The organism is Agrobacterium sp. LAD9, assembly GCF_003031125.1.
GTDB classification, from domain to species: Bacteria; Pseudomonadota; Alphaproteobacteria; order Rhizobiales; family Rhizobiaceae; genus Agrobacterium; species Agrobacterium radiobacter.
Genome location: NZ_PHGS01000016.1, coordinates 244,868 through 263,439 on the forward strand (window position 1 = coordinate 244,868; position 18,572 = coordinate 263,439).

At 61.2% G+C, this 18,572-nt stretch carries 21 protein-coding genes; 14 read left to right on the top strand and 7 right to left on the bottom strand.

What is annotated here, in order from left to right; translation table 11 throughout:
* Window positions 1-280: 280 nt before the first annotated feature.
* The 4 genes from DA915_RS18425 to DA915_RS18445 all read right to left on the bottom strand — a co-directional run bounded on the left by DA915_RS18425 (window position 281) and on the right by DA915_RS18445 (window position 4,337).
* Window positions 281-1,309: a LacI family DNA-binding transcriptional regulator gene (locus DA915_RS18425; protein WP_107676862.1), complete on the bottom strand. Its 1,029-nt coding sequence runs from the start codon at window positions 1,307-1,309 to the stop codon at window positions 281-283.
* Window positions 1,310-1,721: 412 nt separating this feature from the next.
* Window positions 1,722-2,927, bottom strand: coding sequence for a 3-oxoadipyl-CoA thiolase (gene pcaF, locus DA915_RS18435; RefSeq protein WP_107676864.1), 1,206 nt, complete (start codon window positions 2,925-2,927; stop codon window positions 1,722-1,724).
* A 10-nt stretch (window positions 2,928-2,937) separates the two neighbouring features.
* Window positions 2,938-3,633: a CoA transferase subunit B gene (locus tag DA915_RS18440; RefSeq protein WP_003505518.1), complete on the bottom strand. Its 696-nt coding sequence runs from the start codon at window positions 3,631-3,633 to the stop codon at window positions 2,938-2,940.
* Window positions 3,630-4,337, bottom strand: coding sequence for a 3-oxoacid CoA-transferase subunit A (locus DA915_RS18445; RefSeq protein ID WP_003505517.1), 708 nt, complete (start codon window positions 4,335-4,337; stop codon window positions 3,630-3,632). The genes DA915_RS18440 and DA915_RS18445 overlap by 4 nt, the downstream gene beginning before the upstream one ends.
* 136 nt (window positions 4,338-4,473) lie before the next feature.
* On the opposite strand from DA915_RS18445, the gene DA915_RS18450 reads away from it, so the two are divergent.
* A complete protein-coding gene (locus tag DA915_RS18450) occupies window positions 4,474-5,235 on the top strand; it encodes an IclR family transcriptional regulator (RefSeq protein ID WP_003505516.1) in 762 nt (253 codons plus the stop codon).
* Here DA915_RS18450 and DA915_RS18455 read toward each other — a convergent pair.
* A complete protein-coding gene (locus DA915_RS18455; RefSeq protein WP_107676865.1) occupies window positions 5,205-6,128 on the bottom strand; it encodes a helix-turn-helix domain-containing protein in 924 nt (307 codons plus the stop codon). The genes DA915_RS18450 and DA915_RS18455 overlap by 31 nt on opposite strands.
* Window positions 6,129-6,245: 117 nt before the next feature.
* Between DA915_RS18455 and pobA the strand changes: the two genes are divergently transcribed.
* Complete coding sequence (gene pobA / locus DA915_RS18460; RefSeq protein ID WP_107676866.1) at window positions 6,246-7,418, top strand: 4-hydroxybenzoate 3-monooxygenase; 1,173 nt, start codon at window positions 6,246-6,248, stop codon at window positions 7,416-7,418.
* A gap of 128 nt (window positions 7,419-7,546) precedes the next feature.
* On the opposite strand, the gene pcaQ is transcribed toward pobA, so the two are convergent.
* Entirely contained in the window at window positions 7,547-8,488 is a 942-nt protein-coding gene (gene pcaQ / locus DA915_RS18465; RefSeq protein ID WP_107676867.1) for a pca operon transcription factor PcaQ, read from the bottom strand.
* Window positions 8,489-8,582: 94 nt separating this feature from the next.
* Here pcaQ and pcaD point away from each other — a divergent pair, with 94 nt between their 5' ends.
* The 12 genes from pcaD (at window position 8,583) to aroQ (ending at window position 17,853) form a co-directional block, all read left to right on the top strand.
* Window positions 8,583-9,380 carry a 3-oxoadipate enol-lactonase gene (pcaD, locus tag DA915_RS18470; protein WP_107676868.1) on the top strand — a complete coding sequence of 266 codons (798 nt, stop codon included), beginning with the start codon at window positions 8,583-8,585 and terminating at the stop codon, window positions 9,378-9,380.
* Window positions 9,381-9,383: 3 nt separating this feature from the next.
* Window positions 9,384-9,803: a 4-carboxymuconolactone decarboxylase gene (gene pcaC / locus DA915_RS18475; RefSeq protein ID WP_020009036.1), complete on the top strand. Its 420-nt coding sequence runs from the start codon at window positions 9,384-9,386 to the stop codon at window positions 9,801-9,803.
* The gene (pcaH, locus tag DA915_RS18480) at window positions 9,800-10,540 is read left to right on the top strand and encodes a protocatechuate 3,4-dioxygenase subunit beta (RefSeq protein ID WP_003505508.1); all 741 of its coding nucleotides are present in this window, start codon (window positions 9,800-9,802) and stop codon (window positions 10,538-10,540) included. Before pcaC ends, pcaH begins: the two co-directional genes overlap by 4 nt.
* A 2-nt stretch (window positions 10,541-10,542) precedes the next feature.
* On the top strand, window positions 10,543-11,163 hold the full coding sequence (gene pcaG, locus DA915_RS18485; protein WP_107676869.1) for a protocatechuate 3,4-dioxygenase subunit alpha: 621 nt from the start codon (window positions 10,543-10,545) through the stop codon (window positions 11,161-11,163).
* A gap of 12 nt (window positions 11,164-11,175) precedes the next feature.
* Entirely contained in the window at window positions 11,176-12,237 is a 1,062-nt protein-coding gene (locus DA915_RS18490; protein WP_107676870.1) for a 3-carboxy-cis,cis-muconate cycloisomerase, read from the top strand.
* 368 nt (window positions 12,238-12,605) lie between these two features.
* On the top strand, window positions 12,606-13,274 hold the full coding sequence (locus DA915_RS18495) for an amino acid ABC transporter permease (RefSeq protein WP_060724457.1): 669 nt from the start codon (window positions 12,606-12,608) through the stop codon (window positions 13,272-13,274).
* 10 nt (window positions 13,275-13,284) lie between these two features.
* On the top strand, window positions 13,285-13,935 hold the full coding sequence (locus DA915_RS18500; protein WP_020009039.1) for an amino acid ABC transporter permease: 651 nt from the start codon (window positions 13,285-13,287) through the stop codon (window positions 13,933-13,935).
* A gap of 39 nt (window positions 13,936-13,974) precedes the next feature.
* On the top strand, window positions 13,975-14,814 hold the full coding sequence (locus DA915_RS18505; RefSeq protein ID WP_107676871.1) for a transporter substrate-binding domain-containing protein: 840 nt from the start codon (window positions 13,975-13,977) through the stop codon (window positions 14,812-14,814).
* 30 nt (window positions 14,815-14,844) lie between these two features.
* The gene (locus DA915_RS18510) at window positions 14,845-15,684 is read left to right on the top strand and encodes a transporter substrate-binding domain-containing protein (protein WP_003505502.1); all 840 of its coding nucleotides are present in this window, start codon (window positions 14,845-14,847) and stop codon (window positions 15,682-15,684) included.
* Window positions 15,685-15,713: 29 nt separating this feature from the next.
* Window positions 15,714-16,472, top strand: coding sequence for an amino acid ABC transporter ATP-binding protein (locus DA915_RS18515; protein WP_107676872.1), 759 nt, complete (start codon window positions 15,714-15,716; stop codon window positions 16,470-16,472).
* A gap of 71 nt (window positions 16,473-16,543) precedes the next feature.
* Window positions 16,544-17,413: a shikimate dehydrogenase gene (locus DA915_RS18520; RefSeq protein ID WP_107676918.1), complete on the top strand. Its 870-nt coding sequence runs from the start codon at window positions 16,544-16,546 to the stop codon at window positions 17,411-17,413.
* On the top strand, window positions 17,410-17,853 hold the full coding sequence (aroQ, locus tag DA915_RS18525) for a type II 3-dehydroquinate dehydratase (protein ID WP_080864508.1): 444 nt from the start codon (window positions 17,410-17,412) through the stop codon (window positions 17,851-17,853). Before DA915_RS18520 ends, aroQ begins: the two co-directional genes overlap by 4 nt.
* Here aroQ and DA915_RS18530 read toward each other — a convergent pair.
* Entirely contained in the window at window positions 17,825-18,520 is a 696-nt protein-coding gene (locus DA915_RS18530) for a TetR/AcrR family transcriptional regulator (RefSeq protein WP_060724461.1), read from the bottom strand. The genes aroQ and DA915_RS18530 overlap by 29 nt on opposite strands.
* Between the last annotated feature and the right edge of the window lie 52 nt (window positions 18,521-18,572).

Genomic DNA, 18,572 nt, shown 5'->3' on the forward strand with positions numbered 1-18,572 from the left:
TCGTTCTCCTCCAAAACCCTTGAAAAGAAGCCGGCCACGCAACCTTCGTCACATCGTGCTGCAACCGCGCACCGGCAAAGGAATACCGGTCACCGGAGACGGTCATCTGCGGCGTGCGGCAATCCTGAAACATCGTTGGTGTCGTGGACCAGCCTCCTGCCCGTTCCACATGCGGGCAAGATTTCCCAGTACGCGCTCGGCGTCAACGGGTCAGCGGCAGCCGAAACCATCAAGGCTGATAGAAAGAGACACGGAATTTATGATAGAATCTATCAAACCATCAAAGGCTTTCAGGAACCCACAGATGGGCGGGCACAAACCGCTGCCCCGGCGTTTCCGCCATGCCATGTTCTATGGTGTGCACCATGGTGGCGACAAGGTCAGTGCATAATTCGCGAAGCGGCGTCTGGAATATGCCGCTGATACGCTTTTCCAGCAGCGCCTGACGTGACTCGGGCGTCAGTTCGTTGACAAGACAGACAATGCTCTCCTGCCGGTTTTCCTGCTGCAGCGCCTCGATCACGCCTTCCATGCCGCCGCCGACGCAATAGATGCCGACCAGATCCTTGTGTTTGGCGATGGTGTCCATGACAAGCTCATAGGTCAGCCGCCGGGTTTCCAGCGTGATCAGCGCGTCCATCACCTCGAATTCCGGCGCATATTCGCGCATATAGCTGCGAAAGCCGGTTTCGCGCAGCGAATGGCCGTGAAAACGGTGGCCGCCAAGTAGCAGAAGCACCTTGCCCCTGCTGCGCGCCAGCCGCGAGATCATCCAGGCCGCCGTGCGCCCCACTTTCATGTTGTTGGCGCCGAGATAGGCTTCCCGCACCCCCTGGGCGAAATCCGAAAGCAGCGAAAATGTAGGAATGCCCTTCGCCTTCAGGGTCTCGACGGCGGCAGTGACATCGTGATGGTCCGGCCCGGTGGCGGCGACGGCCTGCACGCGGCCCTTCATCCCCGTCAAAAGGGCTGCAAGCTCGCTCGGCTCGCCCGACTGGGCAAATTCGATGCGCAGATTGAGATGGCGATCCCGGACGTTGCGCGCCGCAAGCTCCAGCTCGTCGGCAAAGGTCTGGTAGAAGGCGTGCCGTTCCTTGCGCAGGATGATGCCGAGACTATAGGAGGGCAGATCGGCCAGCATGCGCTGGCGAATGATGTTGGTTGCGTGAAAACCGATCTTCTCCGCCGCGTCGAACACCCGCCGGGAGGTTTCCTCACGCACCGGCAGCCGGCCGTTCAGCACCCGGTCAACGGTGGCGACGCTGACGCCTGCGGCCTTTGCCACATCTGTGATGGTCGGACGTTTCATGCGGGCACCCCATAGACGGAAAGATTCCTGTCATGTCTTGCAAAACATGTCACGGATGGTGATGGAATCCAACATGTGCGAAGGGATATCGGTAGGGAGTGTCATGGCACGTGAATGCTGGGCCGGCATGTCCGGCCCAGCGCCTGCTTTTTAGTCCATCACGCCTCTTCCCCTCATCCCTGTGCTTGTCACAGGGATCCAGCCAGCCCAAGTCCTTGGGCTGAAAGGAGTCCTTCCTGCCGCGCAGACGCGCGCCAACTGGATTCCTGTGACAAGCACAGGAATGAGGAGGGTCGGGTGCGCCAAGGTGAGAAAATCGTCTGCCGACTGGTCTGAATGGCCACAGTCACTCGAGAGGAAACGAGGCAGCGACATTCGCACCGTTATCACGATGCCGAATGCCGCTATCCCGTCAGACCCGCTCCAGCGCCACGGCAATACCCTGCCCGACACCGATACACATGGTGGCAAGCGCAAGACGCTTGCCGGTCAGCGAAAGTTCGAGCGCCGCGGTGCCGGCAATACGGGCACCGGACATGCCGAGCGGATGGCCGAGCGCGATGGCGCCGCCATTCGCATTCACCCGTGCATCGTCATCCGCAATGCCGAGTTGCCTCAGCGTCGCAAGGCCCTGGCTGGCGAAAGCCTCGTTCAGCTCGATCACGTCGAGCTGATCCTGCTTCAGCCCGAGCCGCGCCAAAAGCTTGGCCGATGCCGGGGCCGGGCCGATGCCCATCACGCGCGGGGACACACCAGCGGCTGCACCGCCGAGAATGCGGGCAATCGGCGTCAGCCCGTATTTCTTCGCGGCTTCCGCCGATGCGACGATGAGTGCGGCCGCACCGTCATTGACGCCTGATGCATTGCCCGCCGTCACCGTCGCGCCCTCGCGCCTGTTGACCGGCTTCAGCTTCGCCAGCGATTCGAGGCTTGTGGCGCGCGGATGCTCATCCTTCGAAACCACCAGCGGATCGCCCTTGCGCTGCGGGATCGTCACGGGCACGATTTCCCTGTCAAGGCGGCCATTGGCCTGTGCGTCGGCCGCCTTCTGCTGGCTGCGAACGGCGAAGGCGTCCTGATCCTCGCGGGAGACCTGATAATCAATGGCGACGTTATCCCCGGTTTCCGGCATGGAATCGACGCCATATTGCGCCTTCATCAGCGGATTGACGAAGCGCCAGCCGATGGTGGTGTCATAGATTTCGGCATTTCGCGAAAAGGCGCTCTCCGCCTTCGGCAAAACGAAGGGCGCGCGGCTCATGCTTTCGACGCCGCCGGCGATCATCAGTTCCGCCTCGCCTGATTTCACGGCGCGGGCGGCCGCGATGAGGGCGTCCATGCCCGAACCGCAAAGGCGATTGATGGTGGTTCCGGTAACCGAAACAGGCAGACCGGCGAGCAGCAGCGACATGCGTGCGACGTTGCGGTTATCCTCACCCGCCTGGTTGGCGCAGCCGAAGATCACGTCTTCGACGGCTTCCCAGTCAACGGACGGGTTGCGCTCGACAAGCGCCTTCAGGGGAATTGCACCGAGATCGTCGGCCCGCACCGGGGAAAGCGCGCCGCCGAAGCGGCCGATCGGCGTGCGGATATAGTCGCAGATGAATGCATCGGTCATCGGTTTTTCCTCACAGTTCCGGGGCGACGAGATCAACGACCTCGCCATCGACCGCCAAAGGCGCGCCGGTCATGGCCTGCAATTCCTCAAACGTCATAGACGGCAGTTTTTCACGCAGCACGAAACGGCCATCCACCACGTCGATGACGGCATGGCTGGTATAGATGCGGGTGATGCAGCCGACGCCGGTCAGCGGGAAGGCGCATTTTTCAACGAGCTTCGGCTCGCCGTTCTTGGTCACATGTTCCGTAATGACGAAGACCTGCTTGGCGCCATGCACCAGATCCATCGCCCCGCCGACGGCCGGCACACCCTTGGAGCCGACGCGCCAATTGGCGAGATCACCATTCTGCGCCACCTGGTAGGCGCCGAGGATCGCCACATCCAGATGCCCGCCGCGCACCATGGCGAAGCTGTCGGCATGGTGGAAGAAGGCGGCACCGGGCTTCAGCGTCACGGCCTTCTTGCCGGCATTGATGAGGTTCCAGTCCTCTTCGCCTTCCGGCGGCGCTTCGCCGAAATTCAGGATGCCGTTTTCAGTGTGGAAAATCGCCTGACGGCCGGGCGGCTGGTAACGCGCCACCATTTCCGGAAAGCCTATGCCGAGATTGACGTAAGCACCGTCCTCGATGTCCTGCGCCGCACGCCAGGCGATCTGGGCGTTGGAAAGCTTGATGTCTTCGCGGGTGTCGATGGTCGTGGTCATGCGTAGGCTACTCCCGCGCGAATGAGGACTTCTTCCTGTTGCGGATCGGGGATTTCCACGACGCCGTTCACGAAAATGCCGGGCGTGACGACCTGCTCCGGATCGATCTCGCCGGCGGCGACAATCTTCGAGACCTGGGCGATGGTGGTCTTCGCGGCCATGCACATCAGCGGGTTAAAATTGCGGCCAGCCTTGTTGTAGGTGAGGTTGCCATAGGTATCGCCAAGCTCGGCCTTCACAATCGCGAAATCCGCCTTCAGCCAGCGCTCCTGCACGTAGGATCGCCCGTCGAACTCCGCGATGACCTTGCCTTCAGCCAGTTCCGTGCCAAAGCCGGTGGGGGTGTAGAAGGCCGGAATGCCGGCACCGCCGGCGCGGATGCGCTCGGCAAGCGTGCCCTGCGGCACCAGTTCCAGCTCGATTTCGCCGGCCAGATAACGGTCGGTGAAGGCGCGCGGATCGGACGAGCGCGGGAAGGAGCAGATCATCTTCCTGACCATGCCCGCGTCGATCATCGCGGCGATGCCGATACGACCGTTGCCGGCATTGTTGTTGATGACCGTCAGGTTCTTCGGGCCCTTGTCGATCAGCGCATGGATCAGCTCGATGGGCGCGCCGGAGCCGCCGAAACCGCCGATCATGATCGTCGCACCATCACCGATGCCGGAAAGCGCCTCTTCAGCGCTCTTGATTGTCTTGTCCATTAAAACCTCCATCCAGCCGGACGGATGGAACCCGCAAGGCTGCCTGACCGTGAGGTAAATCCGAAACCACCTCGACGGCAAGGATTTTGTGCGTTATATGATTTTTGTTCGTATATCGCACAAATGGAGCCGCGACATGGCCGTCAACGAAAGAGACATGATGGGCGGTCTCGCCAAGGGATTGCGGGTTATCGAGGCCTTCAGCGCCGAGCGGCCGCGCCTGTCGATTTCCGATGCCGCAGAGATTGCCGGACTGGACCGCGCCACGACGCGGCGCTGCCTGCTCACGCTTTCGGAACTCGGCTACGCGGCTTATGACGGTAAGTTCTTTACCGTGACCCCGAAGGTGCTGCGGCTCGGCACCGGCTGTCTTGCCACCATGCCGCTGCCGCGCATCGTGCAGCCGCTGCTCGACCGACTGTCGGAAGAGATCGGCCAGAGCACCTCCGTCTCCATTCTGGACGAGACCGAAATCGTTTATGTGGCTCGCGCCGCGCAGCAGCGGGTGATGTCGATTGCGCTGATGCCGGGTTCGCGCCTGCCCGCCTATTGCACCTCCATGGGCCGCGTTCTGCTTTCGGCGCAGACAGCCGAGCGGCAGCGCGACATTCTCGAAGCCTCCCGGCTGGTGGCGCGCACGGAAAAGACCATTACCGGCATGGACGCCCTGCTCGCCGAAATCGAGGCCACCGGCCATCGCGGTTATGCGCTGATCGATCAGGAGGTAGAGATCGGCCTTCGCTCCATCGCCGTGCCGCTGAAAAGCGTGCGCGGCCAGACGGTTGCCGCGCTCAATGTCGGGCTTGCCGCCTCGGTCGCCTCGATGGAGGATCTGGTGGAGCGATACCTGCCCGCCCTTCTTGCCGTTCAGCGCGAACTGGCAAGAATGCTGGTCTGAGACGGCACCTGCCGAACGCCGGAATCCCCCATTTTCCGCTGCTCCGCCAGCCGCCAGGCACGCGGCGTCATGCCGGTCTCGCGCTTGAAGAACCGGTTGAAATAGGCCGGATCGGCAAAGCCCAGTCCCTCCGCAATCATCTGCACGCTCGAGACCGTGAAGATCAGTTCCTGCTGGGCAATCTCGATCTGGCGTCTGGCGATCAGCCGCTGCAGGCTGAGGCCGGAAACGGAACGGACGAGGCGATTGAGATGCGTCTCGGAAAGACCGAGCTTTTTCGCATAAAACTCCGCTTTTTGCGGCTCGCGAATATGGCGCGCAATCAGTGACAGCAGCAATTCGAAACGCTGTTCCGCAAGACCTTCGCCGGTTCCCTCAAGCAGAGGCCGCGCCGCCCGCGCCAGAAGCGCCGTCACGATGGCCAGCTGACCTTCGATGATGGCATCCCGGCCTGTTTCGCGGGTTTCATATTCGGCGGAAATCTGTTCGAAACCGCTGCGCAGGCGTTCACCATCGGTAAAATCCCGCAGGGGCAACAGGACCGGCCGCTGGAAATTCCGCAGCAACAGCGCCTGCACCGATGCCGGCAGGGCGCCCGGCAGCACGGTGACGATCACCCCGCCAATATCACGAGAAAACCGGAAGCCGTGTTCGAAACCCGGCGGGACGACAATGGCGACCGGCGGGTGGATCGCCTCGATGCGGCCATCCAGCAGGGCATCGCCCTCACCGCCCCAAATGTACAAGATTTGTTGAAAGGCAGCGTGACGGTGCAGGCCGATTTCAAAGCGGTACAGGCTGCTTCTGGAAAAAAGCGTCTCGCAATGAAAGCGGAAATCAGTGCCGTGCACCGCTTCCTCGCCATACAAACCTTCGCTTGCAGCAAGCCGCATGTTCCTTCGCTCCTCCTCACAATGGTCGGATTGTGCAATTTGCGGATCAGAAAGTCCATTGAGCTTTCCGCATCCCCTCGGCAATTTCTTGATAGGAGACAAGTTCGGGAGGAAACAATGCGCACCCAGGTCGTCATCATCGGCTCCGGCCCATCAGGGCTTCTGCTTGGCCAGCTTCTGGCCAGAGAAGGCGTCGAGACCGTCATTCTCGACCGGGTCAGCAAGGAGTACATCCTCGGCCGTGTCCGCGCCGGCGTGCTGGAAGAAGGCACGGTGCAGCTCATGGAAAAGGTCGGTGCGGATAAGCGCCTGCGCCGCGAAGGCCTGCCGCATGACGGTTTTTCGCTGACCTTCGACGGCCGCGATCACCGTATCGATCTCTTCGACCTGACCGGCGGCAAGCGTGTGATGGTCTATGGCCAGACCGAGGTGACCCATGATCTGATGGATGTGCGCGAAGCGACCGGCCTCGTGACCATTTACGATGCATCTGATGTCGAGCCGCATGATTTCGATGGCGAAAGCCCCTATGTCACCTATCAGAAAGATGGCGTAACCCACCGGATCGATTGCGATTTCATCGCCGGCTGCGACGGTTTTCACGGGGTCAGCCGCAAATCGGTGCCTCAGGGCGCGATCAAGGAATTCGAGAAGGTCTATCCCTTCGGCTGGCTCGGCATTCTGGCTGACGTGCCGCCCGTCAACCACGAACTCATCTATGCCAACCATCCGCGTGGTTTTGCGCTCTGTTCCATGCGGTCGCACACGCGCAGCCGTTATTACATCCAATGCTCGCTGGACGACCGGCCGGAGGATTGGAGCGACGAGCGTTTCTGGGACGAAATCCGCCGTCGTCTTCCGGAAAACCATGCGGACGCCATGGTGACGGGCCCGTCCTTTGAAAAGTCCATCGCGCCGCTCAGGTCCTTCGTCTGCGAACCGATGCGGTTCGGCCGTCTGTTCCTGGCCGGAGACGCGGCCCATATCGTGCCGCCGACCGGCGCCAAGGGCCTCAACCTCGCCGCAAGCGACGTGCATTATCTGAGCGAGGCCTTGATCGAATTTTACCGCGACCGGTCAGAGGCCGGCATCGATTCCTATTCGCAGAAGGCGCTGTCCCGCGTCTGGAAGGCCGTGCGTTTCTCGTGGTGGATGACGACGATGATGCATCGTTTCCCCGATACGGGAGATTTCGGCCAGCGCATCCAGGAAGCGGAACTGGATTACCTCGTGCAATCGCGCGCGGCATCGACCGCACTTGCGGAGAATTATGTCGGGCTTCCCTATTAGGAGCTCCACCAGACACGCGGCTTTTTATCTGCACCGTTTCCACACCCGTCACGCCGGGGCTGGATGCCGGATCAAGTCCGGCATGACGCAGGAAAGCTTCTCAGACTTTTCCACCCCCGCCCCTCGTATCAGGAACCAGCCTCCGGCCTCCCATCCAGCAACTCGCCCGCCGCCTCGCGGATGGCCTGCATCAGCAGCGAGAGCGGTAGCGTGGGCTGCGTGTCGGCCCTCACCGTCAGCCCCACCGGGCCGCTGGTATCGCCGGTCTCAACAGGCAGGATTGCGAGAATACCATCCGCCACATCCGCCGCCACCACACCCTCCGAGATGATCCAGATCGCATCGCTGGTGCGCAGGAAGGCGCGGCCGAAGGCGTCCGACACGGTTTCGATACGGATGGGCAGGGCCGGAACGCCGTTGGCGATGAGGAACTGCTCGACGACGGGACCGATGACGGATTGCCGTGTCGGCATCAGCACCGGATATTCATGCAGGTGATCGAACACCGAAAGACCGGGTGACAACAGCGGGTGGCCGGCGCGCACCACGAAGCGCACCTTTTCCGAATAGAGATGCTCGAAGGAAAAGCCGGCCATTTTCTGCGGCGCGGCCAGACGGCCGACAACAAGATCGAGATCGCCGACCCGCAACTGTTCCAGCAGCACGGCGTTTTCACCCGTGACGATTTTCACCGGGCTGCCGGTTTTCTCGGCCAGAAACCCGGCCATCGCCTTCGGCATGATTCTCACCGAAACCGTAGGCAGAGCGCCGACCCGCACCGGTGGACCGGCGCGCGCCGCCTCCTGCGATACCGAATCGACCGCTTGCCGCAGCGCCGTCATTGTCGCACCGGCATGGCGCAGGAAGACCTCGCCATAACGGCTGATGCGGATGCCGCGCCCCTCACGGTCGAACAGCGAGACACCGAGAATGTCTTCCAGCTCACGGATCGTCTTCGTCACCGCCGGCTGGCTGACATGCAGGATTTCCGCAGCGCGGATGACGCTTTTCTGCCGCGCCACCTCCACGAAAGTCTGCAGGTGGCGGAACTTGATACGCTGATCGACCATCGCTCATATAATCCACAGGTTATGATTTTCATCGATAATGTCATTTTACTTAACCGGAACCCGCTTGCAATATCCTTGGCAGGAGGAGCACATCATGCATTTTCTGCGCTGCGGCGAGACCGTGATCCATTATCGCGTCAAGGGATTGGACACAGGCAAGCCGGTCATCGCCTTCATCAATTCGCTCGGCACCGATTTCCGCATCTGGGATGCGGTGATCGAAGCGCTCGGTGATGATTATGCCTGTGTGCTGCATGACAAGCGCGGCCACGGGCTTTCCGATGTCGGGCACGCTCCTTATTCAATCGACGATCATGCCGGTGACCTGATTGCGCTGCTCGATCATCTCGGTGTGAAAAACACCGTCATCTGGGGCCTGTCCGTCGGCGGCCTGATTGCGCAGGGGCTTTATGCCCGCCGTCCCGATCTCGTCCGCGCGCTTGTACTCAGCAACACCGCTCACAAGATCGGCACGGCCGAGATGTGGAATGCCCGCATCGAGAAGATCGCCGCAGACGGCCTTGCTTCGCTTATCGATCCTGTCATGGAACGCTGGTTCACACCCGCCTTCCGCCAGCCTGAGAATGCCGCCTATGCCGGCGCGCGTAACATGCTTTCGCAACAGCCGGAGGCCGGTTACAGCAGCACCTGCGCCGCCATCCGCGATGCGGATTTTACCGAAGAGGCCGGGCGCATCGCCGTGCCGACGCTCTGTGTGGCGGGCGATCAGGATGGCTCGACACCGCCGGAACTGGTGCAATCGCTGGCGGGCCTCATTCCCGCAAGCCGCTTCGTTACCATCGCCGGCTGCGGCCACATTCCCTGCCTTGAACAGCCGCTGGCCTACGCGCAGGCGGCCTGCATTTTTCTCAAGACCTTGCCGGAGCACTGACCGATGGCGGACCATATCGACAAGAACGAACGTTTCGAACAGGGCATGAAAACCCGCCGCTCCGTGCTCGGCGACGCCCATGTCGACCGGGCGCAGACCATGACGTCCGGCTTCGATCAGCCTTTCCAGCAGCTCATCACCGAAGCCGCCTGGGGAACGGTGTGGTCCGGCAACCACTGGACGAAGCGGGAGCGCTCGATGGTCACCATCGCCCTGCTCGCTGCGCTCGGGCAGGATGAGGAGCTGGCCATGCATGTGCGAGCCACTGCCAATACCGGCGCCACCGAGGCGGATATTCGCGAGGCGCTGCTGCATGTGGCGATCTATGCCGGCGTGCCCGCCGCCAACCACGCTTTCAAGATCGCCAAGCTTGCCCTGGCCGGTATGAAAGCCGATAGTTCCAGCGAGGAGGAGACGAAATGAGCAACCAGCCGCCCGAAACCGGGCCGTTCTTCGCACGCAACCGCGATATTCACCCGCTGGCCTATGCGCCCGGATACAAGACCTCCATCCTGCGTTCGCCGCAACGCGCGCTGATTTCGCTCGAGGGCACCAAGAGCGAAATCACCGGACCCGTTTTCGGCCATGGCATGCTGAACCCGCTGGATAACGATCTCATCCTCAACTATGCCCGCCCCGGCGAGATGCCCGTTGGCCCGCGCATTCTGGTTCACGGCCGGGTGCTGGACGAGCGCGGCCGCGGCGTGGATGGCGCGCTGGTGGAATTCTGGCAGGCCAATGCCGGCGGTCGCTACCGCCACAAGAAGGAAAGCTATCTCGCCGCCATCGATCCGAATTTCGGCGGCGTCGGCCGCACGATCACGGACGAGAACGGTTATTATTGGTTCAAGACCATCCAGCCGGGCGCTTATCCCTGGCCGAACGGCGTCAATGACTGGCGGCCGGCCCATATTCACTTCTCGGTCTTCGGCCACGGTTTCGCCCAGCGCCTCATCACCCAGATGTATTTCGAAGGCGATCCGCTGATCTGGAAATGTCCGATCGTCAAGACCATTCCGGATGAGGATGCGATCAGAAGACTGATCGCGCCGCTGGACATGAATGCGACGCTGCCGATGGATATGCTGGCCTACAAGTTCGATATCGTCCTGCGCGGCCGCCGCTCGACCCTTTTCGAAAACCGCATGGAGGGCAACTGACCATGGTTCAGCCGCTCAACTATTTCAAGGAAACCGCCTCGCAGACGGCGGGCCCCTATGTGCATATCGGCTGCACGCCCAATTTCGTCGGCATCGAAGGCGTGTTCGAAAAAGATCTCGGTTCCGGCCCGCTTTATAACGACAAGGCACGCGGCGAACGCATCAGCGTGCGCGGCACGGTCTATGATGGCGCGGGAATGCCGCTGAAGGACGCGCTGATCGAAATCTGGCAGGCCGATACCGACGGTTATTATAACAGCCCCAGCGAAACGCGCGGCAAGGCCGACCCGCATTTCATCGGCTGGGGCCGTTCGCCCGGCGACATGGATACCGGCGAATTCGTTTTCGAGACGATCAAGCCGGGCACGGTGCCGTTCCGCGATGGCCGGCCGATGGCGCCGCACATCACCTTCTGGATCGTCGCACGCGGCATCAATATCGGCCTGCAGACACGTATGTATTTCCCGGAAGAACAGGAGGCTAACGCCGCCGATCCGGTTCTTGCCCGTGTCGAGCAGAAGAGCCGGATCGCCACGCTTGTTGCCCAAAAGGAGGAAGGCAACATCTATCGTTTCGATATCCGCCTTCAGGGCGAAGGCGAAACCGTGTTTTTCGATATCTGAGTGAGACGGAAGATGAGCCTTTCCCCCTTCGAGCATCCGTTCCTGTCAGGCCTTTTCGGCGATAGCGAAATCGTCGAGCTGTTTTCGGCAAGAGCGGATATCGACGCCATGGTCCGTTTCGAGACGGGGCTGGCGCAGGCGGAAGCGGAGGCCGGCATCATCTCCCAGGATGTGGCGGAAGCGATCGTCTCGGGGCTTTCGGACTTTGCCGCCGATATGACCGGGCTTCGCAACGGCGTCGCAAAGGACGGCGTTGTGGTTCCCGAACTCATCCGGCAGATGCGAGCCGCGGTCGCCGGTCAGGCGGCGGACAAGGTGCATTTCGGTGCAACGAGCCAGGATGTCATCGATACCAGCCTGATGCTGCGGCTGAAAATGGCAGCGGAAATCATTACTGCCCGGCTCGGTCACCTCATCGATACGCTGGGAGATCTCGCCTCCCGCGATGGCCATAACCCGTTGACTGGCTATACCCGCATGCAGGCCGCCATCGGCATCACTGTCGCCGACCGGGCGGCAAGCTGGATCGCGCCGCTGGAACGTCACCTGCTGCGTCTGGAAACCTTCACGCAGAGCGGTTTTTCCCTGCAGTTCGGCGGGGCTGCCGGCACGCTGGAAAAGCTCGGCGACAGTGCCGCAGCCGTGCGCGCCGATCTTGCAAAACGGCTCGGCCTTGCCGACAGACAGCAATGGCAAAGCCAGCGCGACGGCATCGCCGAATTCGGCAATCTGCTTTCGCTCATGACAGGCACACTCGGCAAGTTCGGGCAGGATATCGCGCTGATGGCCGAACTCGGTGGGGAAATCCGTCTCTCCGGCGGCGGTGGTTCCTCGGCAATGCCGCACAAACAAAACCCGGTCAATGCCGAGACGCTGGTGACGCTCGCGCGCTTTAATGCAGTGCAGATATCGGCGTTACACCAGTCGCTGGTGCACGAACAGGAAAGGTCGGGCGCAGGCTGGATGCTGGAATGGCTGTCGCTTCCGCAAATGGTGACGGCAACGGGCGCCTCGCTGCTGATCGCCGAGCGATTGGCGGGGCAGATAGACAGGCTGGGCGCAGGCGAAAACTAGCCGCAAGGCGGTCCATTTCGTGTGCCAACAGGGCTTCCGGACATTGCCGAACGGCAGGCCGGAGGCAGTACGACGACGCGTGGAAAGCGCTTGCGCTTCTTCGCATTAGTCATTGATAAAACAGACTTTATTCAGAAACACAGGAAATGAAAAAACAGCACGGAAGCTGCTTTTTAACCGGACATACCGCTTGACACAAAAATGAACTAACTGGTACAAACATTAAGATTAACGGGACGCTGCCGACAAGGGTTTGAAGCCCGCAGCGGCAGAAACCGACAAATGGAGGGCTTTGGCGCCGTAAGGTTTCCAAGGCGATGCGGACAAGGCGAAACGCCTGTCCGGACCCGAACGGGTTGGGAGGAAGAATGTCTTACAGTCTCGATTTTTCGGCGGTCATAGACCGCCTGCCGGAGCTGCTTTTGGCGTGTCTGGCGACGATCGGCCTTGCGATTGCGGGCATGTCACTCGCCACCGTCATCGGCGTTCTGGGCGTCGTCGCCCGCCGCTCGCGGTTCAAGCTGCTGCGCGGGCTCGTCATCGGCTTTGTGGAAGCCATCCGCAACACGCCGTTTCTGGTGCAGATATTCTTCATTTTCTTCGCCCTGCCGCAGATCGGCATCAAGCTCAACCCGACGGTAACAGCCATCATTGCGCTGGCTCTCAACGGCGGCGCCTATGCGATTGAAATCATTCGCGGTGGCGTCGATTCCGTTCCCAAAGGCCAGGTCGAGGCGGGACTGGCGCTCGGTCTTCACCGCACCCAAATCTTCCGCCATATCATCCTGAAGCCGGCGCTGCGGGCAGTCTACCCGTCGCTCACCAGCCAGTTCATCATGCTGACGCTGACCACCTCGGTCTGCACCTCGATCGCGGCTTACGAGCTGACCTCCGTGGCGCAGAAGATCGAAGCGGATACGTTCCGGTCCTTCGAGGTCTATTTCTCGATCACGCTGCTTTATCTGGTCATTTCCTCGCTGATGATGGGCATTTTCTCGCTCATCTCCCGCGCATCCTTCAGCTATCCGGTCAAGTGAGGAAAAGACAATGGCATCCATCGGTCCCAACGAACTCTTCTTCCTGCTGCAAGGCCTGAAATGGACGCTTGCGCTGACCATCATCGGCTTTATCGGCGGCGGCGTTTTCGGCCTTTGCGTGGCGCTTGCCCGCGTCGCCGACAGCCCGGCAATCCAGCGCGCCAGCACCGGTTACATCGCCGTTTTCCAGGGCACGCCGCTCCTGATGCAGCTTTTCGTGGTTTATTACGGCGTGGCGCTTGCGGGCTTTAATGTCGATGCCTGGATTGCGGTCGCCATCGCATTCACGCTGCATGCCAGCGCCTTTCTTGGCGAAATCTGGCGCGGCGGCATCCAGGCGGTGCCGAAGGGCCAGACGGAAGCCGCCAATGCGCTTGGCCTGCATTATATATCGCGCATGAAGGACGTGGTCCTGCCGCAGGCCTTCAAGATTTCGCTGCCGGCCACCATCGGTTTCCTCGTGCAGCTGATCAAGGGCACCTCGCTTGCGGCCATTGTCGGCTTCGTCGAGCTGTCCCGTGCCGGCCAGATCGTCTCCAACCAGACGTTCCGCCCGCTCACCGTCTTCGCCCTCGTCGGCATCATCTATTTCCTGATCTGCTGGCCGCTTTCCCTGTGGGGCGCCAGCGTTGAAAAGCGGCTGCAGACCGCAACCCGCTAAGTCATGCAAACTCATCAGCTTTGTAAGGAGGAGCAAAAGATGAAAACCACCAGCATGAAATTCTCTCGCCGCGCCCTGCTCGCGCTTGCCGCGGCAACGGTTGCCCTGCCCTTCGTCGCACCGGTCGATGCTTTCGCCGGCACGGTGGAAGAGGCCAAGGCCAAGGGCAAGGTCGTCATCGGCATTCAGGGCGATAATTCGCCGTGGGGCTTCGTCAATTCCAGCGGCGTGCAGGACGGTCTTGATGCCGATATCGGCAAGGCCTTTGCCGACTATCTCGGCGTCAAGGTGGAATTCGTGCCGCTCGCCGTGGCCAACCGCATTCCCGCACTTCTGACCGGCAAGGTCGACCTCTTGTTTGCGACCATGGGCATGACGGCCGAACGCGCCAAGACCATTCAATATTCCAAGCCCTATGCCGGCAACGTGCTCTCCGTCTACGGCCCCAAGGACAAGAAAATCGGCGGCTATGACGATCTGACCGGTATCGACGTCGGCGTGCCGAAGTCCAGCGCCATGGATACGGCCATCACCGCCGGCGCCGGCTCCAAGGCCAATATCCTGCGCTTCGATGATGACGCCGCCAATATTCAGGCGCTGGTCTCAGGCCAGGTCGAGGTCGTCGGCGGCAACCAGTTCTACGGCGACCGCCTGAACAAGGCTGCCGAAGGCAAATACGAACCGAAGTTCGACCTGACGACGCTTTACAACGGCGCGGGCACCCGCCCGGGTGAAAAGGACTGGAACGAAACCGTCAACACCTTCCTCGACAAGATCAAGTCGGATGGCCAGCTCGCCAAGATCTACGACAAGTGGATGAAACGCGAAGTTCCGGCCTTCCCGGACAGCCTGCCCGACATCCCTTTCACCGTGAAGTAACGGCTGTCTGGATTTGGGAGGAGAAAAGCAATGAGGATCTTGAAAACCCTCACGGGTTGGCGAGCAACCGTTGCGGCGGGACTGGCGGCAGCTTTGCTGCCGGTTCTGACGCCCGCGGCGGCAGATGCCAGAACCCTTGACGAGGCAAAAGCCAGCGGCAAGGTCGTGATCGGCATCCAGGGCGATAATGCGCCCTGGGGTTTCATCAATTCCACCGGCGTTCAGGAAGGCTATGATGCCGATCTGGCGAGGGGGTTTGCGGATTATCTGGGGCTGAAGGTGGAATTCGTGCCGCTTGCGGTTGCCAACCGTATTCCTTCGCTTCGCACCGGCAAGGTCGACGCCCTGTTCGCATCGATGGGGATGACGCCGGAGCGCGCGAAGAACGTGCAATATGCGCAGCCTTACGCGCATAATGTCATGTCGGTCTATGCCACCAAGGACAAGAAGATCGCCAGTTTCGACGACCTGACGGGAATGACCGTCGGTGCGCCGAAATCCAGCCCGATGGACACGGCCTTGACCGCCGGCGCGGGTTCGAAAGCGAATATCCTTCGTTTCGATGACGACGCCGCCACCATTCAGGCGATCCTGTCGGGCCAGATCGAGGCGATCGGCGGCAACCAGTTCTATGGCGACCGGCTTTCGGCCGCCGGCGGCAAGGATTACGAGGTGAAGTTCGACCTCGTGACCCTCTATAACAGCGCCGCCACGCGCCCCGGCGAAAAGGACTGGAACGAAGCGCTGAACGCCTATCTGGACAAGATCAAGGCCAATGGCGACCTCGCGAAAGTCTACGCCAAATGGATGAAGCGCCCGGTGCCGCAGTTTCCGGCCTCGCTTCCCGACATTCCCTACACCGTCAACTAAAACTGCTGCCAAGCATGAAGGAAAGTTCCATGCCGCAATCCGCCGCTCAGGCTCCGCTGATCGCCCTTGAAGGGGTAGGAAAGTGGTATGGAGCCTTCCACGCGCTTAAAAACGTCAACATGACGGTTCGCAAGGGCGAAAAAATCGTTCTTTGCGGCCCGTCCGGTTCGGGTAAATCCACGCTCATCCGCTGTATCAACCATCTGGAGGAGATCCAGGAGGGCAAGATCACGGTCGAGGGCACCACACTATCGGATTCCAGCCGCGCCATCGATGCGGTTCGCCGCGAAGTGGGTATGGTGTTCCAGAGCTTCAATCTCTTCCCGCACAAGACCATCATGGAAAACTGCACGCTCGCCCCCATGCGGGTGAAGAGCCTGTCGAAAGCCGATGCGGAGGCGACGGCGCGCAAATATCTGGAGCGCGTGCGCATTCTCAACCAGGCCGACAAGTACCCGGCCCAGCTTTCCGGCGGCCAGCAGCAGCGTGCGGCAATCGCCCGGGCGCTGTGCATGGAACCGAAGGCGATGCTGTTCGATGAACCGACCTCGGCGCTCGACCCGGAAATGGTGAAAGAAGTGCTCGACACCATGATCGGCCTTGCCCGCGACGGCATGACGATGATCTGCGTGACCCATGAAATGGGCTTCGCACGGCAGGTGGCCGACCGCGTGATCTTCATGTCGGAAGGCGAGATCATCGAGGAAGGCCCGCCGGACGAATTCTTCCGCGATCCCAAGCACCAGCGCACGCGCACGTTCCTCGGCGAAATTCTCGCCCACCACTGAGGTTCGCGCGCTCTCAGACAGGCGGGAATAATCCCGCCTCTCCCACACCGTCCGATGAGCGACACGTGATCATGACAGAGAAAAAATCCTTCAAGGTCGGCCTGATAGGCGCCGATATACAGCTTTCCAAATCGCCCGCGCTGCACATGCGCGAAGGGGCGGCCCATGGTCTCGACTATTTCTACGAGCTTGTCGATGTCACCGCCCGCAAGCTGCCGACCAGCGCGCTTCCCGACCTGCTGGACGAGCTGGAGGCGCGCGGTTTTGCCGGCACCAACATTACCCATCCCTTCAAGCAGGCCGTCATTCCGCATCTGCACGAACTGTCGGACGATGCCCGTATGCTGGGCGCGGTCAACACCGTCGTCTTTAAGGACGGACGCCGCATCGGCCACAATACCGACTGGTACGGCTTTTATGAAAGCTTCGTTCGCGGACTGCCGGATGCGAAGCGTGACCGGGCGCTTCTGGTCGGCGCCGGTGGCGCGGGTGTCGCGGTCGCCCATGCCGCATTGAAGCTCGATATTATCAGTCTCGACATTTTCGACCGGGATTTCCCGCGAGCGGAACAACTGGCCCGGGAACTCAATGCCCGCTTCGGCGAGGGCCGCGCGCATGCCGTGAACGACCCCGCCGCCTCGCTGCTCTTTGCCGATGGCCTGATCCATGCCACGCCGATGGGCATGCCCGCCCATCCCGGCATGCCGGTTGCGGCCGATCTTATCGAACAGCGGCACTGGGTGGCCGATATCGTCTATATGCCGCTCGTCACCGAACTGCTGGCGGCGGCGGCGAAAAAGGGCTGTCGCACCCTGCCCGGCGGCGGCATGACGGTGTTTCAGGCCGTCGGTGCGTTCCGTCTCTTCTGCGGCCGCGAACCGGATGCCGGGCGCATGACCGCGCATTTCACCGAGCTTTGCATGGCGGAGGGGGTTGCGTGAGCCTTTTCACCATCCTCAATGGCCCAAACCTCAATCTGCTCGGCCAGCGCCAGCCGGAAATCTACGGCTACGAGACGCTCGCGGATATCGAGGCCAACTGCCGCAGTATCGCCGAAGCCGCCGGTCACACGCTGTTTTTTGCCCAGAGCAATCGGGAATATGAGCTGATCGACTGGATTCATGAAGCCCGCGGCAAGTCCGCGGGCATTGTCATCAATCCCGGGGCCTTCACCCACACTTCGGTGGCCATCCTCGATGCGCTCAATGCCTTTGAGGGGCCGGTGATCGAGGTTCACATTTCCAACATCCACAAACGCGAGGTCTTCCGGCACCATTCCTATATCTCGACCCGCGCCGAAGGCGTGATCGCCGGTCTCGGCATCGAAGGTTATGACGTGGCGCTGCGCCACCTCATCGGCCGTCTTTCGCATCCGTCGTGATATGGCCGGGCGTCAGCACATAACGCAACACCATGTCGCTGACATGCCGCGACAATGTCTCCTGACCCTTGTCCGTATAAAGGCTGTCGCCGAAGATGAACGAGAAGGTCGCGACGTTCGACACGTTGAAAAAGGACAGCGCGCTGATCTGCCAGTGCAGTTCCAGCGCATCGATTCCCTCACGAAAGATGCCGCGCTTCTGGCCGCGCAGCAGCACGCCTTCCAGCGCAACGATGGCCGGGCGGTTCAACTGGCGGATCGTTTCAGAAGACTGCATATGCCGGCCGTGATGGATGTTCTCGATCATCACCATGCGGATGAAGGCCGGATTACGCCTGTGGTGATCGAAGGTGAACCGACAGAGCTTGTCGAGCGCCGCCGCCGGTTCCAGATCGTCCAGCTCCAGATCGCTTTCGCCGCCGCGCACCTTGGCATAAGCCTCCTCCAGCACGCGCTGGTAAAGGCTCTCCTTGTCGCTGAAATAATAATAGATCATGCGCTTGGAGGTTCGCGTGCGGGCCGCAATCTCGTCAATGCGCGCGCCCGACAGGCCGTTTTGCGAAAACTCTTCCATCGCGACCGAAAGAATGTCCCGGCGCACCCCTTCCGGGTCACGCTTCGCCTGCCGGGTATCGCGGGCGCCGCTCAAGGTCGTGCTTTTGCTCATGCTTCATTCCCTGGACGGGGCTGCCATCCGGCGGCGTCCCCTTTATTAACCA